This window comes from Saccharopolyspora sp. 6V, from assembly GCF_020176785.1.
Lineage (GTDB): Bacteria > Actinomycetota > Actinomycetes > Mycobacteriales > Pseudonocardiaceae > Saccharopolyspora_C > Saccharopolyspora_C gregorii.
On the sequence record NZ_JAIUKB010000036.1, the window covers coordinates 101,914 to 117,637 of the forward strand.

Genomic DNA, 15,724 nt, shown 5'->3' on the forward strand with positions numbered 1-15,724 from the left:
ATCAGCCGGGGTCGCGGATGCGTTCCCCGGCCTGCGCGACCCGCTCCAGCAGGCCGAGCAGCTGCTCGCGCTCCGCGCCGTCCAGCGGGGTCAGCAGGATCTCGATCATCCGCTCGGTGCGCCGCAGCAGACCGGCGTGCGCCTCGCGGCCGGTGCCGGTCAGCCGCAGCACGTTGCGCCTGCCGTCCGCGCTGTCCCTGGCGCGCTCGACCAGCCCGCGCCGCACCAGCCGCGCGATCACGTCGGCCGCGGTGGAGCGGTCCAGCGCGACCCGCCCCGCGAGGGTGCGCTGGTCCAGCCCGGATTCGTCGGCGAGCCCGTTGAGCACGGCGAACTGCGGCGGCGTGATCTCCTCGGACACCGCGGCCGTCCACAGCATCGTGTGCACCTGCTGGACCCGGCGGATCAGGTGCCCGGGATGACCGTTCAGATCGATGGAAACCACCGCGCCATTGTGCCCCGCCCGCAGAACGATCCGGGCACGGAGCAGATCTGCATCGAGCAAGGCGGCGCGAACTCGTTGACAAGCGGTCCTTCCGGGTGGAACGTGCAACCCAATTGATCCGTGCACGGATCGAATCGAGCCCGGAGGAGCGGTCGATGCGGACCAGCGTGGCCATCATCGGAGCGGGACCGGCGGGCCTGCTGCTCGCGCGGCTGCTGCAGCAGCGGGGCATCGAGTCGGTCGTGCTGGAATCCCGCTCCCGCGACCACGTCGAGCACCGGCAGCGCGCCGGGATCCTGGAGCAGGGCACCGTCGACGTGCTGCGCGCCTGCGGTGCGGGGGAGCGGATGGACCGCGAAGGCCTGGTGCACGACGGCATCGAACTGCGCTTCGGCGGCGCCGCCCACCGCATCGACCTCGCCGCGCTCACCGGCGGGCGCCGGGTGATGGTCTACGCGCAGACCGAGGTCGTGCGCGACCTGGTGGCGCTGCGCCTCGACTCGGGCGCGCCGCTGCTGTTCGACGCCGACGTGCTCGCGGTGCACGACGCCGAGACCGAGCGGCCGCGGGTCCGCTACCGCCACGGCGGCGCCGAGCACGAGCTCACCGCCGACCACGTGGTCGGCGCGGACGGGTTCCACGGCGTGGCGCGGAGATCCATCCCCGCCGACCGCATCCGCACCTACGAGCGCAGCTACCCGTTCGCCTGGCTGGGCGTGCTCGCCGACGTGCCGCCGTCCACCGACGAGCTCGTCTACGCCTGCCACGAGAGGGGATTCGCGCTGCACAGCATGCGCGGGCCGCAGGTGAGCAGGCTGTACCTGCAGGTCCCGCCGGACGCCGACCTGGCCGACTGGCCGGACGAGCGGATCTGGGACGAGCTGGACGTGCGCTTCGCCGCCGACGGGTGGCGGCTGCGGCGCGGACCGATCACCGACCGCTCCATCACGCCGATGCGCAGCTTCGTCGCCGAACCGATGCGTCACGGCAGGCTGCTGCTGGCCGGGGACGCCGCGCACATCGTGCCGCCCACCGGGGCGAAGGGGCTGAACCTCGCGGTCGCCGACGTGGTGCTGCTGGACCGGGCGCTGGCCGCGGCGGTGCAGCACGGCGACCCGCGCCCGTTGGAGTCCTATTCGGACACCGCGCTGCGGCGGGTGTGGCGGGCCGAGCACTTCTCGTACTCGATGACGACGCTGCTGCACGCCGATCCGGCGGCCGACGAGTTCGGCCGCCGGTTGCAGCGCGCGCAGCTGGACCACCTCGTCGACTCGGCCGCGGCCGCCACCTCGCTGGCCGAGAACTACGCGGGCCTCCCGCTGTAGTCAGCGGTCCCGCAGGGCGCGGCGCAGCAGCTTGCCGGTGGCGGTCTTCGGCAGCTCGGGCAGCACCTCGACCTGCCGCGGGTACTTGTAGGCCGCCAGCCGCGCGCGGCAGAACTCCACCAGCTCCGCGGGATCGGCGCGCTGCCCGGCGCGGAGGCTCACGTACGCCCGCACCGTCTCGCCGCGGTACGGGTCCGGCACGCCGACGACGGCGGCCTCGCGGACGGCGGGGTGTTCGTAGAGCACGTCCTCCACCTCCCGCGGCCACACCTTGTAGCCGCCCGCGTTGATCTGGTCCTTCTTGCGATCCACCAGGTAGAACCAGCCGTCGGCGTCCCGGTGCGCGACGTCGCCGGTGCGCAGCTCGCCGCCGGGCAGCGCCGCCTCGGTCTCCGCGGGCCTGCCCCAGTAGCCGGGCACCACCTGCGGACCGGAGATCGCCAGTTCGCCGATCTCGCCGGGCGGCAGCTCGCGGCCGTCCTCGCCGAGGACGCGGGCGCGCGTCGAGCCCACCGGCACGCCCACCGACAGCGCGCCCGAGGCCTCGTCGACCCGGCCCGCCACGCCCCACGGCTGCGCGAACGCGGCCGAGGTGGTCTCGGTGAGGCCGTAGACGTTGTGGATGCGCTGCCCGAACCGCCGCTCGAAGTCCCGCACCGTGCTCGGCGGGATCGGCGCGCCACCGGAGTAGACGCGGCGCAGGCTCGCCAGGTCCGCCGCCGTGCCCTCGGTACCGAGCAACGCGATGAACGCGGTGATCGCCCCGACCGCGAAGGTGGGCCGGTGCTCGCGGATCGCGTCCAGCACCACCTCCGGCTCGAACCGGTGGGTGAGCACCAGCGGCACCGGCGTGAGCAGCGCCAGCGCCACGTGCCCCACCAGGCCGGTGATGTGGAACAGCGGCGCCACGCCGAGCACCGAGCCGTCCGCGCCGAGCCCGGCCAGGTCCCGCCACACCCGCGCGTCGAACACCACGTTGCGGTGGGTGTTCATCGCGCCCTTCGGCGGGCCGGTGGTGCCGGAGGTGTAGCTCAGCGCCGCCACGTCCTCCGGGCCCGGTTCCACCGGCTCCGGCCGGCGTCCGCGGTGCGCCGCGAGCAGCTCGCCGAGATCGGTGGTGCCCGCGGGCACCGGCCCGTCCGGTTCCGGCAGCACCCGCGCGTCGTCGCGGCCCTGGAAGGCGCGTTCGGCGGTGGTGATCACCAGCCGCACCGCGGTGTCCGGGAGCACCTCGGCGGCCACCGACTCGTGCAGCCCGCGCAGCGCCACCAGCACCGCCGCTCCCGAATCGGCCAGCAGCAGCGCGAGCTCCCGCCGCTTGTTCATCGGGTTGACCGGCACCGCGGTGCAGCCGGCCTTCCATGCGCCGAGCAGCGCGATGGCGAACTGCGGCGTGCTCTGCAGGTACAGCGCCACCCGCTCGCCCGGTACCACCCCGCGGTCCTGCAGCGCGGCGGCGAACGCGTCGGTGAGCTCGTCGAGCTCGGTGGTGGTGATCGTCGCGTCGAAGTAGCGGATCAGCGGGGCGTCCGGGCACCGGCGCACCGCGTCGGCGAACGCGGCCACCGCGTGCGGGGGCTCGGCCTCGGAGCGCCGGGAGTGGGGCGGCGCCAGGTCGTGCTGCGCCGCGTCGTGCCGGGGTGCTCCTCGTGGGCGGCCATGCGACCACCGTTGGCCCCGCCGAGCTCCGCGTCAAGCTCCCTTGAGCAGCTCGGCGACCAGTTCGGCGACCTGCTCGGTCTCCACCAGGAACCCGTCGTGGCCGTGCGCGGACCGGATGATCCGCGCGCTGGTCCCCAGCCCCTCCGCGAGGGCGTGCTGGTCGGCGGGCGGGAACAGCCGGTCGCTGTCCACCCCGGCGACCAGCGTCCGCGCCCGCACCCGGCCCAGCGCCGCCGCCAGCCCGCCGCGCAGCCGCCCCACGTCGTGCCCGCTCATCGCCTCGGTGAGCCGCACGTAGCTGGCGGCGTCGAAGCGCCGCACCAGCTTCGCCGCGTGGTGGTCCAGGTACGACTCCACCGCGTAGCGCCCGCCCGCCGCCGGATCCTCACCGTCCTGGGGAGCCGAACCGAACCGGGCTTCGAGCTCCTGCGGGCTGCGGTAGGTCAGGTGCGCGATCCGCCGCGCCAGGCCGAGCCCGGCGTGCGGTCCGCGCCCGTCGGGCAGCTCGTGGAAGTCACCGCCCAGCCAGTCCGGATCGGCGCGGATCGCGTGCAGCTGCGTCGACGACCAGGCGATCTGCTCCGCCGTCGCGGCCGCCCCGCAGCACAGCACCAGTGCGGAACCGACCCGGTCCGGCTGGTCCACGGCCCACTCCAAGGCGCGCATCCCGCCCAGCGAACCGCCGATCACCGCCGCCCACCGGGGCACGCCCAGGGCCTCCGCGAGCGCGACCTCCGAACGCACCAGGTCCCGCACGGTCAGCGACGGGAACCGGCCGCCCCACGGTCGCCCGTCCGGTGCCGGGTCGGCCGGGCCGGTGCTGCCCTGGCAGCCGCCGAGCGCGTTCGGCGCCACGACGAACCAGCGGTCGGTGTCCAGCGCCAGGCCGGGCCCGACCACGCCTTCCCACCAGCCCGCGGCCGGATGCCCCGGCCCGGCGGGTCCGCGCAGGTGCGCGTCACCGGTGAGCGCGTGCAGCACCAGCACCGCATTGCCGCCGTCGGGGTCGAGGGAACCCCACGTCTCGTACGCCAGGCGCGCGCCGGGCAGCACCGCACCCGACTCCAGCCGTGGCCGATCGAGGTGCAGGAACCGCCGCCGCCCCGGCGGATCCCCTTCCCGCCAGGCACCGGTGGCGGGAAGGAACCGCGTGTTCATCCGCTCAGCTCTCCAGCTCGGCCTTCGCCGCGCGGAACGCCGACTCCAGGTCCGCCTTCAGGTCGTCGACGTTCTCGATGCCGACGGACAGGCGCACCAGGCCGGGCGTCACGCCCGCGTCCAACTGCTCCTGCTCGGTCAGCTGGCTGTGCGTGGTGCTCGCCGGGTGGGCGATGAGGCTGCGCACGTCACCGATGTTGACCAGGTGGCTGAACAGCGACACGCCCTCCACGAACTTCCGGCCGGCCGACACCCCGCCGCGCAGCTCGAAGGACACGATGGCGCCGAAGCCGTTGTTCAGGTAGCGGTTGCCCAGCTCGTGCCATGGGCTCGACGGCAGGCCCGCGAAGTGCACCTTCGCCACCTCGTCCCGCTCCTCCAGCCAGCGGGCCAGCTCCAGGGCGTTCGCGCCGTGCCGCTCGATGCGCAGCGACAGCGTCTCCAGGCCCTGCAAGATCAGGAACGCGTTGAACGGCGAGATCGCCGGACCGAGGTCCCGCAGCCCCTGCACCCGCAGCTTCGCGGCGAACGCGCCGTGCCCGAGCGCGGGCCAGTAGCGCAGGCCGTGGTAGCTCGGGTCCGGCTCGTTGAAGCCGGGGAAGCGCTCCGGGTCGGCGCCGAAGTCGAAGGTGCCGCCGTCCACCACGATGCCGCCGACCGCGGTGCCGTGGCCGCCGAGGTACTTGGTCGCCGAGTGCACCACGATGTCCGCGCCGTGCTCCAGCGGTCGCAGCACGTACGGGGTGGTGACCGTGTTGTCCACGACCAGCGGCACCCCGGCCTCGTGCGCGATGTCGGCGATCGCCCGCACGTCGAGCACGTTGCTGCGCGGGTTGCCCAGCGATTCCGCGAACAGCAGCTTCGTGTTCGGGCGGATCGCGGCCCGCCAGGCTTCCGGGTTGTCGAAGTCGTCGACGAAGGTGACCTCGATGCCCAGCTTCGGCAGCGTGTGGTGGAACAGGTTGTAGGTGCCGCCGTACAGCGAGGAGCTGGAGACCAGGTGGTCCCCGGCCTGCGCCAGGGTCAGCACCGTCAGCGTCTCCGCGGCCTGCCCGGAGGACACCGCGACGGCGCCGACCCCGCCCTCCAGCTTGGCGACGCGCTGCTCCAGCACGTCCTGGGTGGGGTTGGTGATGCGGGTGTAGATGTTGCCGGGCTCGGCCAGGCTGAAGAGGTCCTGCGCGTGCTGGGTGTCGCGGAAGACGTACGAGGTGGTCTGGTAGATCGGCGTCGCGCGGGCGCCGGTCGCCGGGTCGGGCTGCGCCCCGGCGTGGATCTGGAGCGTGTCGAACGACCAGTTCGCCTCGGGCGACTCGTTCTGGGCGGGGACGTCAGCGGACATGAGTACTCCACGGTGTGACGACGCGGACGCGTCGAGATCGAGCGTGCGGACGAGGCCCCCGCGGCGGATGCGCGGCGGCGGGCCGAGAGGAGGGTGGCCGCGGTTCAACGGCCTCGCGAGGAGATCAGCGAGTGCGACAAGCGGACGCGGTCACGCGCACGAGGTCGACGTGGCGGCGCTCCACTAAGCGGATCATGGCGGCGAGCCTAACCGTTGCACCACCCGGAGCAACAGAACGTTCACCATTCGGGAGCAAGGCCGGTCACCCAGCGTGTCCTGAGTGCCGTACGCAGCGGAACCCGAGGTTGCCGACGGAGCTGTCCGGGGTGTTGGAGGTGCGGGCCGCGACGCGGTAGCGGTTGCAGTACGAGTCGTGGCACAGGTAGGAACCGCCGCGCATCACCCGGTTCTCGCCCTCGGCGGGCCCCTGCGGATCGGTGGCGCCCGCCGCGGCGTGCTCGGTGCCCCAGCGGTCCGCGCACCACTCCCACACGTTGCCCGCCGCGTTGTGCAGACCGAAGCCGTTCGGCGGGAACGCGTCGGCGGGCGCGGTGCCCCGGTGGCCGTCCTCGGCGAGATTCTTCACCGGGAACGAGCCCTGCCAGATGTTGCAGCGGTGCTCGCCGTCCGGGGTGAGCTCGTCGCCCCACGGGTAGCGGCGCTGCTCCAGGCCGCCGCGCGCCGCGAACTCCCACTCCGCCTCGGTGGGCAGCCGCGCCCCCGCCCACCGGCAGTACGCGACCGCGTCGTGCCAGGACACGTGCACCACCGGGTGGTCGGCGCGGTCGTCGACGTCGGAACCGGGGCCTTCCGGCCGGTTCCAGGTCGCGCCTTCCACACCGCACCACCAGGGGGTCTGCTCCGGCCGGGGCGCCGAGCGCCGCAGCGAACCGGGCAGGAACGAGGCGAAGACGTAGGACCAGCCGAAGCGCTCGGCGTCGGTGGTGAACCCGGTGTCGGCGACGAAGCGGGCGAACTCGGCGTTGGTGACGGCGAGCGCGCTGATCTCGAACGGGCTCACCCGCACTTCGCGCACCGGGCCTTCGCCGTCCTGCGGGAACCCGTCCGCGTCGGCGGTGCCCATCAGGAACGCGCCGCCGTCGAGCGCGATCCACCGGTGCTCGACGGTCTCGGCCGCGGCGCCCGGCGCCACGGCCGGGGCGTCGCCGGCTTCGCGGGTGCGCCCGGGCGCGCAGCAGCCGTCGTGCCGCTCGGAGGTCTTCGGGTCCGCTTCGCTCACGGCGTCCACTCTAGGAGCGCTCGGCGCCGGAACCGGGGAGCGGGGTGGGCCGCATCGGGAGGCACGGGGACCGATCCGGCCGGGTCCACGACCGGATCAGTCCACTGAGGACGGTCAGGGATGCGTGCGCGGCCCGCGCAGCCGCTGCACCAGAGCGGCACCGGCGCCCCGGAAACCGTCGTCCAGGACGTCGGTGAACATCACCGCGCCCACCACGAGAACGAACAACATCACCACGACAACAGCGAACATATCGACACAACCCCTTTCACCTGGATCATCGTCGACCGGCCATGATCGTTACGGGGCGTCCGGGTGACGCGCGCGACGCGGTCACCCGCACCCTTCGGGAGTTCCGCCGGGACCACTAATCTAGGCGGGTGCGGACACCTCGGCCACCTTCACCGCGGCCGGTCTCCGGGCGGCCCAACCCGGCGCAGTGGGTTTGGTACGCGTTCGGCGGCCGGTTGCCCGCGCGCTGCGCGGAATGGGTGCTGCACGACGTGACCTGCCGGACCTGGGCGCTGCGGCACGTGGCCCGCGCGCTGACCCAGCTCGCGCCGTTCTGCCTGCTGCTGCTGTTGCTGCCCGGGCCGCTGGACCTGCGGCTCAGCACGATCGGGATGGGGTTGTTCGTGGGGCTGTTCTGCTCGCTGTACCTGATGGGGGAGGCGTGCGAGCACCGGTCGATCAAGCACGGCCATCCGCCCGGCCTGGCCCGCGAGACCCGGCAGGTGCGCAAGGACGTGGAGCGGGCCGGCAAGCACGGCACCGGGTTCCGCCCGTGGTGGCACTGACCGTCCCGCGTTCCGCGCTCGCCGACGCGGAACCGGTCGCGTTCTGGCCGCAGCGCTCGCCGATCGCGCCGCGCCCGCCGCTGCCCGGTCCGAGCCGGGCCGACCTCGCCGTGGTCGGCGCCGGGCTCACCGGGTTGTGGACGGCGGTGCTGGCCAAGCAGCGCGACCCGGGCCTCGACGTGCTCGTGCTGGACGCGGGCCGCGCCGGGTCCGGCGGCAGCGCCCGCAGCGGCGGATTCCTGTCCGAGTCCCTCACCCACGGCCTCGCCCACGGCACCTGGCTGTGGCCGGCCGAGATCGGCGGGCTGGTGGAGCTGGGCAGGCGGAACCTGCGCGAGATCGGGGAGTTCCTCGACGCGGAGGGCATCGACGCCGACCTGAGCTGGTGCGGCAAGACCGCCGTGGCCACCGAACCGCACCAGGTCGGCGAGCTGCGGGACGAGGCCGACCTCTACCGCGAGCACGGGTTCACCGCGCTCTTCCAGGGCGCCGGCGGCGTCCGGGCGGACCTGCGCTCCGACTCGTTCCGCGCCGGACTGCGCCTGCCGGAGGCCGGGGGACTGGTCGACCCGGTGAAGCTCGTCGGCGGCCTGCTCGCGGCCGCCGAGCGGGCCGGGGTGCGGGTGCACGAGGGCAGCCCGGTCCGCTCGGTGCGCGCCGGTTCGGCGGCCGTGCGACTTCGGTGTCCACAAGGGACTGTCGAGGCCGGGCGGGTGGTGCTCGCGACCAACGCGTTCCCCGCCCCGCTGCGCGGGCTGCGCCGCCGGGTGCTGCCCGTCTGGGACCACGTGCTGGTCACCGAACCGCTGTCCGCGGCGGCGTGGGACTCCCTGGGCTGGCGCGAACGCCAGGGCGTCACCGACTCGCACAACCTGTTCCACTACTTCCGCCCCACCCCGGACGGCCGGGTCCTGTGGGGCGGCGGCGCGCCGGAGTACTTCTTCGGCGGGCGCACCTCCGGCCGCTTCGCCGACCGGCCGGAGGTGCACCGCAGGCTCGCGGCCCGGTTCTTCGCGACGTTCCCGCAGCTGGAGGGCACCCGGTTCACCCACCGCTGGGGCGGGCCCATCGACGCCACCACCCGCTCGACCCCGGTGTTCGGCACGGCCTGCGCGGGCCGCGTCGCCTACGCCACCGGCTTCACCGGGCTCGGCGTGGCCGCCTCCCGGTTCGGCGCGCAGGTCGCGCTGGACCTGCTGGCGGGCGCCGAGACGCGGCGCACCCGCTCCGCCCTGGCGCGGACCCGGCCACTGCTGTACCCGCCGGAACCGCTGCGTTGGCCGCTGGTGCGGCTGACCCACCGGGCGCTGGCCCGCGCCGACGCCACCGCGGGCCGGCGCGGGTGGTGGCTGCGGCTGCTGGACCGGCACGGGATCGGCCTCGGGAGTTGATCGCCCGCCCGGCGGCCGCCGGACCGCCGTCCGCCGCACCGCGTCCACCGGTGCCGACACACCGGCGCTTCCTCCTTCCGAGCGAACCCGCGGCCCCGCGCCGGGAGCCCGCCGCACCCGTTCCCGCAGCGAGCGACCGCGCCCGCGGCGCCGGTGGTGCTCAGCGCCGGTGATCCTGGGCCGCGCGGTCATTGCAGGTCCCGGTACCGCGCCATATGTTCGGAGCGTCCCCGGCCGGTCACAGTCCGAGAGGTGCCGCCATGCCGAACCTGGTTCGCGCCGCACTGGTCCAGGCGAAGTGGACCGGCGACGCCCGGTCCATGATCGACGTCCACGAGCAGCACACCCGCGCCGCCGCCGCGCAGGGCGCGCAAGTGATCGGGTTCCAGGAGGTGTTCAACGCCCCCTACTTCTGCCAGGTGCAGAACACCGAGCACCAGCGGTGGGCCGAAGCCGTCCCCGACGGCCCCACCACCGAGCGGATGCGCGCGCTGGCCCGCGAGCTGCGGATGGTGATCGTCGTGCCGATCTTCGAGGTGGACGGTCCCGGCTTCTGCTACAACACCGCCGCCGTCATCGACGCCGACGGCGAATACCTCGGCAAGTACCGCAAGCACCACCTACCGCACCTGCCCGGGTTCTGGGAGAAGTTCTACTTCCGCCCCGGCAACCTCGGCTGGCCGGTGTTCGACACCGCGGTCGGCAAGGTCGGCGTCTACATCTGCTACGACCGGCACTTCCCGGAGGGCTGGCGGGCCCTCGGGCTCGCCGGGGCGCAGATCGTCTACAACCCGTCCGCGACCAGCCGGGGCCTGTCCTCCTACCTGTGGCGGCTGGAGCAGCCGGCCGCCGCGGTCGCCAACGAGTACTTCGTCGCCGCGATCAACCGGGTCGGCGTGGAGGAGTACGGGGACAACGACTTCTACGGCAGCAGCTACTTCGTCGACCCGTACGGCCGGTTCGTCGGCGACGTCGCCGGCGACCGCGACGAGGAACTCGTGGTGCGCGACCTCGACCTCGACCTGATCGACGAGGTCCGCGCCAAGTGGGCCTTCTACCGGGACCGCCGCCCGGACGCCTACGGGCCGCTCACCGCGCCCTGACCGACACCCGTTCCGGACCCGCTGGAGAGGAAGGACGGCCATGACCGACGAGGGCATGCACGAAGAGCTGGCGAAGCGGCGCAGGGCGGTGCTGCCGGACTGGCTGTCCACCTACTACGAGCAGCCGATCGACCTGGTCAGCGGCGAGGGCCGCCACGTCCAGGACGCCGAGGGGAACCGGTACCTGGACTTCTTCGGCGGGATCCTCACCACGATGACCGCGCACGCGCTGCCCGAGGTCACCGCCGCCGTCTCCGAGCAGGCCGGGCGCATCCTGCACTCCTCCACGCTGTACCTGAACCGGCCGATGGTCGAGCTGGCCGAACGCGTCGCCGAGCTGTCCGGCATCGACGACCCGCGGGTGTTCTTCACCGCGAGCGGCACCGAGGCCAACGACACCGCGCTGCTGCTGGCCACCGGGTACCGCGGCTCCAACCAGGTGCTGGCGCTGCGCAACAGCTACCACGGCCGGTCCTTCTCGGCGCTGGCCATCACCGGGAACCGGGCGTGGTCGCCGACCAGCCTGTCCCCGGTGCAGACCAGCTACGTGCACGGCAGCAGGCGGCGCGGCACCCCGCTCGCCGACCTGCCCGACGCGGAGTTCACCGACGCCTGCGTGCAGGACCTGGAGGACGTGCTCGGGCAGCTGCACGGCAACGTGGCCTGCCTGATCGCCGAACCGATCCAGGGCGTCGGCGGGTTCGCCGTCCCACCGGACGGGCTGTTCGCCCGGTTCAAGGAGGTGCTGGACCGGCACGGCATCCTGTGGATCAGCGACGAGGTGCAGACCGGCTGGGGCCGCACCGGCGAGCACTTCTGGGGCTGGCAGGCGCACGGCGGCAGCGGAGCGCCGGACATCGTGACCTTCGCCAAGGGGCTCGGCAACGGGCTGTCCATCGGCGGCGTCGTGGCCCGCGCCGAGATCATGAACAGCATCGGGGTGAACTCGCTGTCCACCTTCGGCGGCAGCCCGGTCACGACCGCCGGGGCGCTGGCGAATCTGGAACACCTGCTCCAGCACGACCTGCAGGGCAACGCGCTGCGCGTCGGCGCCGTGCTGCGCGCGGCCATCGACGAGGCCCGGCCGCGACTGCCGCTCGTCGCCGACGTGCGCGGCAAGGGGCTGATGCTCGGCGTGGAACTCGCCGACCCCGGCACCGGCGCCCCCGACCCGGCCGCCGCCACCGCGGTGCTGGAGCACACCCGCCGCGACGGGCTGCTCATCGGCAAGGGCGGGCTGGACGGCAACGTGCTGCGCATCGCCCCGCCGCTGAGCCTCACCGAGCAGGAGGCCCGCGAGGGCGCCGCGATCCTGGTCGACGCGCTGGGCAGAGCGGGGGAGCGGCCATGACCAGGACGGTGATCCGCGGCGGACTGGTGATCACCGCGACCGAGGAGGTCGAAGCCGACGTGCTCGTGGTCGACGAGCAGGTCGCCGCGCTCGGCACCCCCGAACTCGCCGAGCAGTGGCTGCCCGGCGCCGACGCGGTCCTCGACGCGGAGGGGCTCTACGTCATCCCCGGCGGCGTCGACGGGCACACCCACATGGAGATGCCGTTCGGCGGCACCTCCTCCGCCGACACCTTCGAGACCGGCACCCGGGCGGCCGCGTGGGGCGGCACCACCACGATCATCGACTTCGCCATCCAGTCCATCGGCGGATCCGCGCGGGAAGGGCTCGACACCTGGCACGCGAAGGCCGAGGGGAACTGCGCGGTGGACTACGGGTTCCACTTGATCCTGTCCGACGTGCACGACGGCTCGCTGGCCGAGCTGGACGGGCTGGTCGGCGAAGGAGTCACCAGCTTCAAGCTGTTCATGGCCTACCCCGGCGTGTTCTACAGCGACGACGGGCGGATCCTGCGCGCCATGCAGCGGGCCGCGGGCAACGGGGCGCTGACCATGGTGCACGCCGAGAACGGCATCGCCATCGACGTGCTCGTCCAGCAGGCCCTCGCCGCCGGGCGCACCGACCCCCGCGAGCACGGCCGGGTGCGCCACCCGCTGCTGGAGGCCGAGGCCACCCACCGCGCGATCCAGCTCGCCCGCGTCGCGGGAGCCCCGCTCTACGTCGTGCACGTCTCGGCGGCCGAAGCGCTCGACGAACTCGTCCGCGCCCGCGACACCGGGATCCCGGTGTTCGGCGAGACCTGCCCGCAGTACCTGTTCCTCACCGTCGACGAGCTGTCCCGGCCCGGGTTCGAAGGGGCCAAGTACGTCTGCTCCACGCCGCTGCGGCCCGAGGAGCACCAGCGGGAGCTGTGGCGCGGTCTGCGCACCGACGACCTGTCGGTCGTGGCCACCGACCACTGTCCGTTCTGCTTCGTCTCGCAGAAGGAACTCGGGCTCGGCGACTTCTCGAAGATCCCGAACGGCATGCCCGGGGTGGAGCATCGGCTGGACCTGCTGCACCAAGGGGTGGTGGACGGCCGCCTCACCCGCCGCCGCTGGGTGGAACTGGCCAGCACGACCCCGGCGCGGATGTTCGGCCTGCACCCGCGCAAGGGCACCATCGCGCCCGGATCCGACGCGGACGTCGTGCTCTACGACCCGCGCGCCGAACACGTGCTGTCCGCCGGGACGCACCACATGAACGTCGACTACAACCCCTACGAGGGCCGGACCGTCACCGGTGCGGTGCGCACCGTGCTCTCCCGCGGCCGGGTGATCCTCGACGGGGACGAGTACCGCGGCCGTCCCGGCCACGGGCGCTTCCTGCGGCGGGACACCTGCGGATACCTGACCTGACACCACGGAGGTGCGCATGCGGTTCGGGCTCGTGCTCCAAACCGACCCCCCGGCCTGGTCGGTCGTGGAACTGATGCGGCGCGCCGAAGCGCTCGGCTTCGACCACGGCTGGACCTTCGACTCCTGCGTGCTGTGGCAGGAGCCGTTCGTGATCCACAGCCAGATCCTCGCCGCGACCGAGCGGATGGTCGTCGGGCCGATGGTCACCAACCCGGCCACCCGGGACTGGAGCGTCACCGCGTCCACCTTCGCCACGCTCAACGAGATGTTCGGCGACCGCACCGTCTGCGGCATCGGGCGCGGCGACTCGGCGCTGCGCGTCACCGGTGGCAAGCCGAACACCCTCGCGGTGCTGGAACGCGCGGTCGGCGTGATCCGGGACCTCGCGGAAGGGCGCGAGACCGAGGTGGACGGCACCGCCGTCCGGCTCCCGTGGGTGCGCGGCGGGCGCCTGCCGGTGTGGATCGGCGCGTACGGGCCGAAGGCCCTCGATCTGGCAGGTCGGGTCGGCGACGGCGTGATCCTGCAGCTCGCCGACCCGCTGCTGGTCCGGTGGATGGTCCGGCACGTCCGCGACGCGGCCGAGGCCGCGGGGCGCGACCCGGACGCGATCACCGTGTGCGCGGCCGCACCCGCCTACGTCGGCGCGGACCTCGCGCACGCCCGCGAGCAGTGCCGGTGGTTCGGCGGCATGGTCGGCAACCACGTGGCCGACCTGGTGCGCCGCTACGGTTCGGGCTCGGCGGAGATCCCCGCGGAGCTCACCGACTACATCCGCGGCCGCGCGGGCTACGACTACTCCCACCATGGGCGCGCGGGCAATCCCAGCACCGACTTCGTGCCCGACGAGATCGTGGACCGGTTCTGCCTGCTCGGGCCGCCCGAGGCGCACCTGGACAAGCTCGCCGAACTGCGCGCGGCGGGCGTGCACCAGTTCGCCGCCTACGCCATGCACGACGCCGTCGAGTCCACGGTGGAGGAGTACGGCCGGGCGATCATCCCGCGCGCCACCGCTCCGGAGTTCGCCACGCGCTAACGCGTAGGCCCACCGCACCGGCTGGGTGAACCCGGACCCGCTCCGCGCCGGCGCGCCGACCAGGTCACATCGGCGCGACCACCACGGACGACCGGGCCGCCGCCGGGGCAGACTGTCCGCCATGCGAGGGCGAACGGGTTTCGGGTGGGCACTGCACGGTGACGGCAGCACGCCGCGCCCCGGCGAGTCGGTGGCCCCGCACGAACGGCTCACCTGGGGCCGCACCATCGGGTTCGGCGCCCAGCACGTGGTGGCGATGTTCGGCGCCACCTTCGTGTTCCCGGTCCTGATGGGACTGGACCCGAACCTCGCGATCATGGTGTCCGGTGGGGCGACGATCCTCTTCTTGCTCGTGGTGCAGGGCAAGATCCCCAGCTACCTGGGCAGCAGCGCCTCGTTCGTCGGCGCCGTCACCGCGATCCGCGCGGGCGGCGGGGACACCGCGACCGTCACCGGCGCGATCCTGGTATCCGGCGCGGTGCTCGCCGCCGTCGGAGTGGTGGTGCACTTCGCCGGGCCGGGGGTGGTGCAGCGGTTGCTGCCGCCGGTGCTGTCCGGGGCGGTGGTGCTGCTGATCGGGTTCAACCTCGCGCCGGTGGTGGCCGAGACGTACTGGCCGCAGGACCAGTGGACCGCGCTGCTCACGATGATCATCGTGGTGGCGGGCAGCGTGCTGCTGCCCGGGTTCTGGGGCCGCATCGCGGTGTTCCTCGGGCTCGCCGGCGGTTACCTGCTGTCCTGGGCGTTCGACGTGCTGCTCGGCCCGATCACCGCGCCCGGCTCCGACGGGGTGGTCAGCACCCACCCGCGGGTGGACCTCAGCGGCGTCGCGGACGCGGCCTGGTTCGGGCTGCCCGAGGTGCACGCGCCGTCCTTCTCCGCCTCGGCGATCATCGTGGTGCTGCCCGCGGTGATCGCGCTGCTGGCCGAGAACACCGGGCACGTCAAGGCCGTCGAGGAGATGACCGGCACCGACCTGCAGGGCAGCCTCGGTCGGGCGGTGTTCGCCGACGGGTTCGCCACCACGCTCTCCAGCGCGCTCGGCGGCCCGCCGACCACCACCTACGCGGAGAACATCGGCGTCATGGCGGCCACCCGGGTGTACTCGACCGCGGCGTACTGGGTGGCGGCGCTGGTGGCCATCGGATTCGGCCTGTGCCCGAAGTTCGGTGCGATCGTGGCCGCCGTGCCCGGTGGGGTGCTCGGCGGGATCACCGTCGTGCTGTACGGCATGGTCGGGTTGCTGGGTGTGAAGATCTGGGTGCAGAACCGCGTCGACTTCGCCGATCCGGTGAACCTGCTCCCGGTCGCCGCCGGGGTGATCGCCGGCATCGGCGGGGTGTCGCTGACCTTCACGCCGAGCCTGAGCCTCAGCGGCATCTCCCTCGGCACCCTGATCGTCCTGATCGGCTACCACCTGCTCCGCGCCTTCGCCCCCGCCCGGGACTGACCGCCGTCGGGGTCGCCGCGGGAGCCG

At 73.5% G+C, this 15,724-nt stretch carries 14 protein-coding genes; 8 read left to right on the plus strand and 6 right to left on the minus strand.

What is annotated here, in order from left to right; genetic code table 11:
* Position 1: 1 nt before the first annotated feature.
* Positions 2-445 (minus strand): MarR family winged helix-turn-helix transcriptional regulator, encoded by a 444-nt coding sequence (locus LCD35_RS08530; protein WP_224966538.1) that lies wholly within the window; start codon positions 443-445, stop codon positions 2-4.
* Positions 446-600: 155 nt separating this feature from the next.
* Between LCD35_RS08530 and LCD35_RS08535 the strand changes: the two genes are divergently transcribed.
* A complete protein-coding gene (locus LCD35_RS08535; RefSeq protein WP_224966537.1) occupies positions 601-1,770 on the plus strand; it encodes a 4-hydroxybenzoate 3-monooxygenase in 1,170 nt (389 codons plus the stop codon).
* Here LCD35_RS08535 and LCD35_RS08540 read toward each other — a convergent pair whose 3' ends face one another.
* From LCD35_RS08540 to LCD35_RS08555, 5 genes are all read right to left on the minus strand, one after another.
* Positions 1,771-3,336 carry a class I adenylate-forming enzyme family protein gene (locus LCD35_RS08540; RefSeq protein WP_225044013.1) on the minus strand — a complete coding sequence of 522 codons (1,566 nt, stop codon included), beginning with the start codon at positions 3,334-3,336 and terminating at the stop codon, positions 1,771-1,773.
* Positions 3,337-3,462: 126 nt separating this feature from the next.
* The gene (locus LCD35_RS08545) at positions 3,463-4,590 is read right to left on the minus strand and encodes a homoserine O-acetyltransferase (protein ID WP_225044014.1); all 1,128 of its coding nucleotides are present in this window, start codon (positions 4,588-4,590) and stop codon (positions 3,463-3,465) included.
* Between the two features lie 4 nt (positions 4,591-4,594).
* Complete coding sequence (locus LCD35_RS08550) at positions 4,595-5,932, minus strand: bifunctional o-acetylhomoserine/o-acetylserine sulfhydrylase (RefSeq protein WP_224978075.1); 1,338 nt, start codon at positions 5,930-5,932, stop codon at positions 4,595-4,597.
* Between the two features lie 124 nt (positions 5,933-6,056).
* Positions 6,057-6,128, minus strand: coding sequence for a putative leader peptide (locus tag LCD35_RS30700; RefSeq protein WP_373690076.1), 72 nt, complete (start codon positions 6,126-6,128; stop codon positions 6,057-6,059).
* A 66-nt stretch (positions 6,129-6,194) separates the two neighbouring features.
* Positions 6,195-7,172, minus strand: coding sequence for a formylglycine-generating enzyme family protein (locus LCD35_RS08555; protein ID WP_224978076.1), 978 nt, complete (start codon positions 7,170-7,172; stop codon positions 6,195-6,197).
* 380 nt (positions 7,173-7,552) lie between these two features.
* Here LCD35_RS08555 and LCD35_RS08560 point away from each other — a divergent pair, with 380 nt between their 5' ends.
* The 7 genes from LCD35_RS08560 (at position 7,553) to LCD35_RS08590 (ending at position 15,697) form a co-directional block, all read left to right on the plus strand.
* Complete coding sequence (locus tag LCD35_RS08560; RefSeq protein WP_224959115.1) at positions 7,553-7,969, plus strand: DUF5313 family protein; 417 nt, start codon at positions 7,553-7,555, stop codon at positions 7,967-7,969.
* Positions 7,960-9,360, plus strand: a complete 1,401-nt coding sequence (locus tag LCD35_RS08565; protein WP_225044015.1) for an FAD-binding oxidoreductase — start codon at positions 7,960-7,962, stop codon at positions 9,358-9,360. The genes LCD35_RS08560 and LCD35_RS08565 overlap by 10 nt, the downstream gene beginning before the upstream one ends.
* 260 nt (positions 9,361-9,620) lie before the next feature.
* Positions 9,621-10,463 (plus strand): nitrilase-related carbon-nitrogen hydrolase, encoded by an 843-nt coding sequence (locus LCD35_RS08570; protein ID WP_224959111.1) that lies wholly within the window; start codon positions 9,621-9,623, stop codon positions 10,461-10,463.
* Positions 10,464-10,518: 55 nt separating this feature from the next.
* Complete coding sequence (locus LCD35_RS08575) at positions 10,519-11,814, plus strand: aspartate aminotransferase family protein (RefSeq protein ID WP_374108048.1); 1,296 nt, start codon at positions 10,519-10,521, stop codon at positions 11,812-11,814.
* Entirely contained in the window at positions 11,811-13,211 is a 1,401-nt protein-coding gene (gene hydA, locus LCD35_RS08580) for a dihydropyrimidinase (protein ID WP_224966530.1), read from the plus strand. The genes LCD35_RS08575 and hydA overlap by 4 nt, the downstream gene beginning before the upstream one ends.
* 16 nt (positions 13,212-13,227) lie before the next feature.
* The gene (locus LCD35_RS08585) at positions 13,228-14,247 is read left to right on the plus strand and encodes a TIGR03842 family LLM class F420-dependent oxidoreductase (RefSeq protein ID WP_224966529.1); all 1,020 of its coding nucleotides are present in this window, start codon (positions 13,228-13,230) and stop codon (positions 14,245-14,247) included.
* Positions 14,248-14,368: 121 nt separating this feature from the next.
* Positions 14,369-15,697: a uracil-xanthine permease family protein gene (locus LCD35_RS08590; protein WP_224959107.1), complete on the plus strand. Its 1,329-nt coding sequence runs from the start codon at positions 14,369-14,371 to the stop codon at positions 15,695-15,697.
* Positions 15,698-15,724: the final 27 nt, after the last annotated feature.

What these genes read in the sequence shown, in the direction of transcription:
- LCD35_RS08590 (WP_224959107.1), top strand. Translation starts at nt 14,369, where the DNA reads ATGCGAGGGCGAACGGGTTTCGGGTGGGCACTGCACGGTGACGGCAGC.
- LCD35_RS08550 (WP_224978075.1), bottom strand. Translation starts at nt 5,932, where the DNA reads ATGTCCGCTGACGTCCCCGCCCAGAACGAGTCGCCCGAGGCGAACTGG.
- LCD35_RS08535 (WP_224966537.1), top strand. Translation starts at nt 601, where the DNA reads ATGCGGACCAGCGTGGCCATCATCGGAGCGGGACCGGCGGGCCTGCTG.
- LCD35_RS08545 (WP_225044014.1), bottom strand. Translation starts at nt 4,590, where the DNA reads ATGAACACGCGGTTCCTTCCCGCCACCGGTGCCTGGCGGGAAGGGGAT.
- LCD35_RS08570 (WP_224959111.1), top strand. Translation starts at nt 9,621, where the DNA reads ATGCCGAACCTGGTTCGCGCCGCACTGGTCCAGGCGAAGTGGACCGGC.
- LCD35_RS08585 (WP_224966529.1), top strand. Translation starts at nt 13,228, where the DNA reads ATGCGGTTCGGGCTCGTGCTCCAAACCGACCCCCCGGCCTGGTCGGTC.
- hydA (WP_224966530.1), top strand. Translation starts at nt 11,811, where the DNA reads ATGACCAGGACGGTGATCCGCGGCGGACTGGTGATCACCGCGACCGAG.
- LCD35_RS08575 (WP_374108048.1), top strand. Translation starts at nt 10,519, where the DNA reads ATGCACGAAGAGCTGGCGAAGCGGCGCAGGGCGGTGCTGCCGGACTGG.